This is a genomic window from Sphaerospermopsis sp. LEGE 00249, assembly GCF_014299995.1.
GTDB lineage: Bacteria > Cyanobacteriota > Cyanobacteriia > Cyanobacteriales > Nostocaceae > Sphaerospermopsis > Sphaerospermopsis kisseleviana.
This window is the reverse complement of record NZ_JACJUZ010000134.1, coordinates 1-5,716: the sequence shown is the minus strand read 5'-3', so window position 1 is coordinate 5,716 and position 5,716 is coordinate 1. Positions and strand designations below refer to the sequence as shown.

The following is a 5,716-nucleotide window of genomic DNA, read 5'->3' as shown; positions in this document are numbered from 1 at the left end:
TCAGAAAAGTATTCCCAAATGCTTTTGCAAATGGGATAGCGAGTGTCGCCGTTACACCAGTAAAGGTTCTGCCTTTTAAAGTGCCATTCTAAACAGATGGATATTTGTTCAGTTTAGCACGAACGGTAGTGTTGCCTTCGACTCCGCTCAGGCAACGTTCCCTGAGCGGAGTCCGTTCCCTGAGCGAAGCCCGTTCCCTGAGCGAAGCCCGTTCCCTGAGCGAAGTCGAAGGGAACAAAATCCAAGCCCGTTCCCTGAGCGAAGCCCGTTCCCTGAGCGAAGTCGAAGGGAACAAAATCCAAGCCCGTTCCCTGAGCGAAGCCCGTTCCCTGAGCGAAGTCCGTTCCCTGAGCGAAGTCCGTTCCCTGAGCGAAGTCGAAGGGAACAAAATCCAAGCCCGTTCCCTGAGCGAAGCCCGTTCCCTGAGCGAAGCCCGTTCCCTGAGCGAAGCCCGTTCCCTGAGCGAAGCTTGTACTGAGCTTGTACTGAGCTTGTACTGAGCTTGTACTGAGCGAAGCCGAAGTGCGAAGCCGAAGTGCGAAGCCGAAGTGCGAAGCCGAAGTGCGAAGCCGAAGTGTCGAAGGGAACAGAGAGAGGAAACATTGCCAGATTTAAGTATAAAATAATCTTAAAAAATTCAATCATTAACCGATGGCATATATATATATTATTGAATGTGCTGATGGTACTTACTACACTGGTAGTACAATGGATTTAGATCGTCGTTTATGGGAACATCAAAATGGTTATGGAGCAAATTATACAGCGAAACGCTTACCTGTTAAGTTAGTTTTTTGTGAGTATTATGAGCTTGTAAAAGATGCTTATGAACGGGAAAAACAAATACAAGGTTGGAGTCGCAAGAAAAAACAAGCTTTGATTTTAGGAAATACAAATTTATTACATAAGTTGGCTGAGTGTCAAAATGAAACTCATTACAGTCGGTTTGCTCATTTGAGTTAGGAAAAGTGTTCCCTTCGACTTCGCTCAGGGAACGGGGAGGCTCAGGGAACGGGGAGGCTCAGGGAACGGGGAGGCTCAGGGAACGGGGAGGCTCAGGGAACGGGGAGGCTTAGGGAACGTTGGTCAGGCAGGGAACGGGGAGTGAAATTAAAATAGTAAGAAAATAGTAAGATAAGCAGTTTATAGGAGTAATGGTCATGACAGTTACAACTGCTCAAAAAATGACTTTTGAGGAATTTCTTAATTATGACGATGGGACGGATTATTTATATGAATTGGAAAATGGGGAATTAATTGTTATGCCTTTTGAAAGTGAGATCAATCGGCGCATAGCGATGTTTTTAGTTGCCTATTTTCTAAAATTAGGTATTCCCTATTACCGCTTGAGTATGAAAACAGAAATAGCTGTAAATAGTCGCATGGTGGGGGTGCGTGTTCCTGATTTGGTGGTATTTTCTGAAGAATTAGCTCAGGTGATGCAAAATGCTACACGCTCTTTAATTTTAATGGATATGCCGCCCCCTTTGTTGGTGGTTGAGGTGGTAAGTCCTAATCAAGAAAAGCGAGATTATCGTTACAAGCGTTCTGAGTATGCAGCACGGGGTATTAATGAATATTGGATTGTTGACCCGATGGCGCAAAAGGTGACTGTTTTAGAGTGGGTGGAAGGTTTGTATGAAGAGCAGGTTTTTACAGGTGATGAGGTGATTTGTTCCCCTTTGTTTTCTGAGGTGAAGTTAACTGTAAATGAGTTATTACAAGGATAATAAAAATGTGTATATAATTGATTTTATTGAGGTAAAAAACTATGCGAATTACTTTAGATATTCCTGATGAAATGGTAGAGAGTTTAGAATCTCACAAGGAAGATTTACCAAAAATATTGGCTTTAGGGTTACGAGAAATTAATGCTAATCCCAAGGGTGGTATTTCTGGTTTAGCTGAGGTTTTAGAGTTTTTGGCAATGTTGCCATCTCCTGAACAAATTTTATCTCTTCGTCTTTCTTCTGAAGTTCAGGATAAAATTGATGCTCTTTTAGAGAAAAATCGCCATCAAGGTTGGGATGAAAATGATCTTGTTTTATGGCAACATTATGAGTTTATTGAGCATTTAGTCCGTCTTGCTAAAGCTCAGGCTTTACTGAAGTTACAAGCAAGTTATGAGTAAAAGTTATATTTCTAATAATTTGCGACAAATGGTGTTTAATCGCGCTCAGGGGTGTTGTGAGTATTGTTTGATTCCAGAAAAGTTAGTTTTAGCTAATCATCAGATAGATCATGTAATTGCAGAAAAACATGGGGGTGCAACTGTGTTAGAAAATTTAGCTTTGTCTTGTTCCTTATGTAATCAAGCTAAAGGTAGTGATATTGCTTCAATTGATCCTGATTCTGGTGATACTGTGAGACTCTATAATCCTAGAAAAGATATTTGGCAAGAGCATTTTATTTTAAATTCACAAAGTGGTATGATTGAACCTCTAACAGCAATTGGTCGGGTAACTGTTCAATTATTACGGATGAATCGTGTTGAGTATTTACCTGTACGTAAAATTATTTCTAGTTTAAATATAAATTAGTAATTTTTCATCAAAAAAGCACTTTCTTCATGCACAATTAGAGTTTTAGTTGAGGTTATTTATATATAAGATTTTATTTTTTAATATCAATGTTGTTTATTAAAGATTTGGAGAAAATGTTAGGGTGAGTAACACTTTTGTAAAACTCGGTTCTGTAGCAGAATTTATTAATGGGGCAGCTTTTAAACCACAAGATTGGGGAGAATCAGGTTTACGAATCATTAGAATCCAGAATTTAACAGATCCAAATAAGCCCTTTAATAGAACAGAAAGAACTGTTTCCGAACTTGTACGAGTTCAACCGGGAGACTTGCTTGTTTCATGGTCTGCTACCCTTGGTGTTTTTGAATGGAATGACTCAGAAGAAGCATTACTTAATCAACATATATTTCGTGTTTTACCTAATACAAAAATAGTTGATAAGCGTTACTTACGTCATGGATTGGAAGTAGCAATTCTTGATATGAAAAAACATTTACATGGTGCAACAATGCAGCACGTAAATAGAGGTGAATTTCTGAGTACAAAGTTCTACTTACCACCATTAGAAGAACAGAAAAGAATAGCGGAGATATTAGATCAAGCGGAGGAGTTGAGGAGAAAAAGAAAGGAAGCGATCGCACAACTCGACACCCTCACTCAATCCATTTTTTTAGAAATGTTCGGAGATCCTGTTAAGAATCCAAAGGGGTGGAATGCAGATAAAACTTTGGGAGAGGTTGCTGATATAGTTTCAGGAATTACAAAGGGAAGAAAGTTGAATGGGCAGAGTGTTCGTGAAGTTCCTTATCTAGCTGTTGTTAATGTTCAAGAACATAAACTAGATTTGAGTGTAATAAAAACAATAGAAGCAACAGAAAATGAAATTACACGATACAGATTGGAAGTAAATGATTTAGTTCTTACTGAAGGCGGAGATCCTGATAAGTTAGGTAGAGGAACTATATGGAAGGGAGAATTACCTGAATGTATCCATCAAAACCACATTTTTCGGGTTCGTATTAACTGTAATCTAATTCATCCGTTGTTTTTAATTTGGTTAATTGGTAGCCAGCGCGGAAAGAAATACTTTCTAAAACAGGCAAAACAAACAACAGGAATCGCCACAATTAATATGACACAGTTACGCGGTTTTTCGCTTTTACTCCCCCCGCTATCTCTTCAAAAAGAATTTGCTAAAAGAGTCGAAGCAGTAGAAGAACTAAAAAAATCACACCGCGCCTCATTATCAGAACTAGATGCGCTCTTTACATCCCTCCAACATCGTGCATTTAAAGGAGAACTATAACCTCAAAAAATTGATTTACACTATAAAAAAACCGAGAAATATTAGACTTCTAAAACTACTTTCGCCACCGATTCAACCAATCTACCTGACCAACCCAATCCGCCGCTTCTGCGTCAGATAATAAGTTATCTAATGCCATAATTAAATCGGAAAGTGACCAACTATTCTGAGCAGCAAGGATAATACCACCATGTTGCGGATACTTTTCTGCTAGAACAATAAAGTCTCTAATATTGAAAGTAAAAATACATCTTCCCTGAGAAGTTGCACGTAATAATTGAATTTCATCACTAGCATCTAAAGGCATCCAGTCATTTGGTGTACGAGTGACATCATGACCTTTAGACACCAATGCTAAATGTAGTGATTTACTGGAGGTATCAGCATCCAGATGCAGCTTGAGTTTAACCATTGGCACTTTCTAAGGATTGCTCAGAAGAGATCGCTGTATCAATCTGCTCCTTATTGACTACATAAAAACTCAAAGCCTCTTTTACTTGTGCCTCATTTAGCTCATACTCATCAGCAATTTGACTGAGACTCATACCCCATTTTTGGGAAGCTATCACCACAGTCTGGACTCTAATTCCTGTACCTTTAATGATTGGTACAAGTTGCCCATTTGCTCCCTGACGATAAGCAATCTGTGAAAAAGATGCTTTCAGGGTACTGACTTTTTCTGTTACAGCCCACAGAATAAATTGATCAAGCGAAATCCCTTGACTTTGAACTAATTGCTCAATTTCATGCTTCAACTGTTCAGGTAAATTTAGGGTATATGCTGTCATTTGCCGTATTTATTTGCTGGCCTTAGAAACATCATAAGAAATATTATATTCTAAATGTAGCTCAACATCCCATGAAATTCTAGCTTGAAATCAACATATTTACTGAATATAATGAGTATAATCTATTGAAACTAACAACAGCTTATTAACTAAATGAGCCAGTTTACCTTTCTTCAAGCTGAATTTCCCACCATTTACGAATCTGCTCACAAAGCCTTTAAAACAGCCTACCGTGACCCCCGGACAGCCTGTTTTTATAGCCGTCGCGCCTTAGAATTAACAGTAAACTGGCTCTATAAATACGACAATACATTAAACTTACCCTATCAAGATAACATTAGCGCCCTCATCCATGAACCGACCTTCAAACAATTAGTAGGTCAAGCCATATTTAACAAAGCCAAACTCATCATTAAAATTGGTAACAACGCCGTTCATGATGAAAGAAAAGTACCCGTTAACGATAGCCTCACCGCAGTCAAAGAATTTTTTCATATAGTATATTGGTTAACCCGTACCTACGGACGCACCAGCAAACCAGAACCAGGTTTAACCTTTGATATTAACGCCATACCGCAAGTTACCAAAACCACCCCGGTGAGTGAGCAAAGTCGAACTCCAGCTAGTGAGAGAGATAAAACCCCGGTTAGTGAACAAAATCAAACTAAACTTAGTGAGAAAAACAAAACTCCGGTGAGTGAGCGAAGTCGAACTCAAGAACTGCAAAAATTAGCAATAGAACTCAAAGAAAAAGATGAAAAACTCTCCCTATTACTAACAGATAAACACGCTCTAGATGAAACCATAAAACAACTCAGAGCCGAATTAGCAGCAGTCAAAAAAGTAAATATTAGCCAACCAGATACACACGACTATTCAGAACAAGAAACCCGCAAGTCCATCATAGATTTATTATTAAAAGAAGCAGGATGGAAGCTGGTTTCGACTTCGCTCAACCAGCGCAACAGTTCCCGTTCCCTGAGCGAAGTCGAAGGGAGCGAAGTCGAAGGGAGCGAAGTCGAAGGGAGCGAAGTCGAAGGGAGCGAAGTCGAAGGGAGCGAAGTCGAAGGGAGCGAAGTCGAAGGGAGCGAAGTCGAAGG

8 protein-coding genes are annotated in these 5,716 nt (G+C 39.5%); 6 read left to right on the top strand and 2 right to left on the bottom strand.

What is annotated here, in order from left to right; all coding sequences use genetic code 11:
* Positions 1–651: 651 nt before the first annotated feature.
* The 5 genes from H5968_RS24495 (at position 652) to H5968_RS26240 (ending at position 3,828) form a co-directional block, all read left to right on the top strand.
* The gene (locus tag H5968_RS24495) at positions 652–963 is read left to right on the top strand and encodes a GIY-YIG nuclease family protein (RefSeq protein WP_187042022.1); all 312 of its coding nucleotides are present in this window, start codon (positions 652–654) and stop codon (positions 961–963) included.
* A 197-nt stretch (positions 964–1,160) separates the two neighbouring features.
* On the top strand, positions 1,161–1,730 hold the full coding sequence (locus tag H5968_RS24490; RefSeq protein WP_187042021.1) for a Uma2 family endonuclease: 570 nt from the start codon (positions 1,161–1,163) through the stop codon (positions 1,728–1,730).
* A gap of 41 nt (positions 1,731–1,771) precedes the next feature.
* The gene (locus tag H5968_RS24485) at positions 1,772–2,131 is read left to right on the top strand and encodes a hypothetical protein (protein ID WP_137667575.1); all 360 of its coding nucleotides are present in this window, start codon (positions 1,772–1,774) and stop codon (positions 2,129–2,131) included.
* Positions 2,124–2,540, top strand: a complete 417-nt coding sequence (locus H5968_RS24480) for an HNH endonuclease (RefSeq protein WP_187042020.1) — start codon at positions 2,124–2,126, stop codon at positions 2,538–2,540. The genes H5968_RS24485 and H5968_RS24480 overlap by 8 nt, the downstream gene beginning before the upstream one ends.
* A 124-nt stretch (positions 2,541–2,664) precedes the next feature.
* Positions 2,665–3,828: a restriction endonuclease subunit S gene (locus H5968_RS26240; RefSeq protein WP_187042019.1), complete on the top strand. Its 1,164-nt coding sequence runs from the start codon at positions 2,665–2,667 to the stop codon at positions 3,826–3,828.
* Positions 3,829–3,883: 55 nt separating this feature from the next.
* Here the strand turns inward: H5968_RS26240 and H5968_RS24470 are convergent, their stop codons facing one another.
* Both H5968_RS24470 and H5968_RS24465 read right to left on the bottom strand, forming a co-directional pair.
* Complete coding sequence (locus tag H5968_RS24470) at positions 3,884–4,240, bottom strand: DUF5615 family PIN-like protein (protein WP_187042018.1); 357 nt, start codon at positions 4,238–4,240, stop codon at positions 3,884–3,886.
* The gene (locus H5968_RS24465; RefSeq protein WP_096567114.1) at positions 4,233–4,616 is read right to left on the bottom strand and encodes a DUF433 domain-containing protein; all 384 of its coding nucleotides are present in this window, start codon (positions 4,614–4,616) and stop codon (positions 4,233–4,235) included. The genes H5968_RS24470 and H5968_RS24465 overlap by 8 nt, the downstream gene beginning before the upstream one ends.
* Positions 4,617–4,769: 153 nt before the next feature.
* Between H5968_RS24465 and H5968_RS24460 the strand changes: the two genes are divergently transcribed.
* On the top strand, positions 4,770–5,716 hold a 947-nt coding region (locus tag H5968_RS24460; protein WP_187042017.1), incomplete at its 3' end, for a DUF4145 domain-containing protein.

Excerpts from the sequence above, each read along its gene's own strand:
- H5968_RS24495 (WP_187042022.1), top strand. The coding sequence starts at position 652 with ATGGCATATATATATATTATTGAATGTGCTGATGGTACTTACTACACT.
- H5968_RS24490 (WP_187042021.1), top strand. The coding sequence starts at position 1,161 with ATGACAGTTACAACTGCTCAAAAAATGACTTTTGAGGAATTTCTTAAT.
- H5968_RS24485 (WP_137667575.1), top strand. The coding sequence starts at position 1,772 with ATGCGAATTACTTTAGATATTCCTGATGAAATGGTAGAGAGTTTAGAA.
- H5968_RS24480 (WP_187042020.1), top strand. The coding sequence starts at position 2,124 with ATGAGTAAAAGTTATATTTCTAATAATTTGCGACAAATGGTGTTTAAT.
- H5968_RS24470 (WP_187042018.1), bottom strand. The coding sequence starts at position 4,240 with ATGGTTAAACTCAAGCTGCATCTGGATGCTGATACCTCCAGTAAATCA.
- H5968_RS24465 (WP_096567114.1), bottom strand. The coding sequence starts at position 4,616 with ATGACAGCATATACCCTAAATTTACCTGAACAGTTGAAGCATGAAATT.